Origin of the sequence: Amycolatopsis sp. NPDC023774 (genome assembly GCF_040639695.1) — a bacterium.
In the GTDB taxonomy this organism is placed as follows: domain Bacteria; phylum Actinomycetota; class Actinomycetes; order Mycobacteriales; family Pseudonocardiaceae; genus Amycolatopsis.
The window spans coordinates 1455-3507 of record NZ_JBFAAJ010000083.1; the positions used below are offsets into that span (position 1 = coordinate 1455).

At 55.9% G+C, this 2053-nt stretch carries 1 rRNA gene (running past one end of the window); it reads right to left on the reverse strand.

What is annotated here, in order from left to right:
- Positions 1–1938: ribosomal RNA gene (locus tag AB0F91_RS46745) — 23S ribosomal RNA — on the reverse strand (it extends 1278 nt beyond the left edge of the window).
- Between the last annotated feature and the right edge of the window lie 115 nt (positions 1939–2053).

The window sequence follows — 2053 nt, forward strand, 5'->3', positions numbered from 1 at the left end:
CGGGACTTCAAGGTGTTTGGCCCCCCTTCTCCCGAAGTTACGGGGGCATTTTGCCGAGTTCCTTAACCACAGTTCACCCGATCGCCTTGGTATTCTCTACCTGACCACCTGTGTTGGTTTGGGGTACGGGCCGTGCATGCACTCACTAGAGGCTTTTCTCGGCAGCATAGGATCACCCTCTTCGCCTCAAACGGCTACGCATCACGTCTCAGCCTCATGGAACACGGATTTGCCTATGTTCCGGCCTACACGCTTACACCAGGACAACCATCGCCTGGCGGAGCTACCTTCCTGCGTCACCCCATCGCTTGACTACTACGAAATCAGATCCCACGCTCCACACAACATATCCATCCGAAGACTTCCATGCCGGCTTTGGGTGGTTAGTATCAAACGCCTCGTCATGGGCGCACATGCTCGGGTACGGGAATATCAACCCGTTGTCCATCGACTACGCCTGTCGGCCTCGCCTTAGGTCCCGACTTACCCTGGGCGGATTAGCCTGGCCCAGGAACCCTTGGTCATCCGGCGGCAGAGTTTCTCACTCTGCATTCGCTACTCATGCCTGCATTCTCACTCCCACACCCTCCACCACTGGTTTCCACCGTGGCTTCCCTGGATGCAGGACGCTCCCCTACCCATCAACACGACTACACACAACCCCGAAAGGTTGAGCGGATCTAATGTGTCAATGACACAGCTTCGGCGGTGTGCTTAAGCCCCGCTACATTGTCGGCGCAGGACCACTTGACCAGTGAGCTATTACGCACTCTTTCAAGGGTGGCTGCTTCTAAGCCAACCTCCTGGTTGTCTGGGCAATCCCACATCCTTTCCCACTGAGCACACACTTAGGGGCCTTAGCTGGTGTTCTGGGCTGTTTCCCTCTCGACGACGAAGCTTATCCCCCGCCGTCTCACTGCCACACTCTCACACCACGGTATTCGGAGTTTGGTTGATTTCGGTAACCCGGTAAGGCCCCTAGACCATCCAGTAGCTCTACCCCCGTGGTGAAACATGTGACGCTGCACCTAAATGCATTTCGGGGAGAACCAGCTATCACGGAGTTTGATTGGCCTTTCACCCCTACCCACAGCTCATCCCCCAGGTTTTCAACCCTGGTGGGTTCGGGCCTCCACGACGTCTTACCGACGCTTCACCCTGGCCATGGGTAGATCACTCCGCTTCGGGTCTAGACCACGCGACTCAAACGCCCTATTCAGACTCGCTTTCGCTACGGCTACCCCACACGGGTTAACCTCGCCACGCAGCACTAACTCGCAGGCTCATTCTTCAAAAGGCACGCCATCACCCATAGGCTCTGACGGCTTGTAGGCACACGGTTTCAGGTACTCTTTCACTCCCCTCCCGGGGTACTTTTCATCTTTCCCTCACGGTACTCGTCCGCTATCGGTCTTCAGGAAGTATTTAGGCTTACCGGGTGGTCCCGGCAGATTCACAGCAAATTCCACGAGCTCGCTGCTACTCGGGAACACCACCACACAATCCAAACACAGTTTTCGCGTACGGGACTCTCACCCACTCCGGTCCGCCATCCCAAGCGGTTCCACTAACTGCGCTGCATCATGCCCAGAGTGTCAGCTCTGAGAAGATGGGTCCCACAACACCGCTCACACAACCCCTGACAGGTATCACATGCAAACGGTTTAGCCTCTTCCGCTTTCGCTCGCCACTACTCACGGAATCACTTTTGTTTTCTCTTCCTACGGGTACTGAGATGTTTCACTTCCCCGCGTTCCCTCCACACGCCCTATATATTCAGACGCGGGTAACACCACATCACTGGTGCTGGGTTTCCCCATTCGGAAATCCTCGGATCACAGCTCGGTTGACAGCTCCCCGAGGCTTATCGCAGCCTCCTACGTCCTTCATCGGCTCCTGAAGCCAAGACATCCACCATGTGCCCTTAACAACTTGACCACAAAGATGCTCGCATCCACTCTACAGTTCTCAAACACCACACCAGAAACACACACCGTTCCGGGACCGTGTCCAGCCCCAAGGCGTGTTGCCTCAGGACCCAACAGTGTGCACA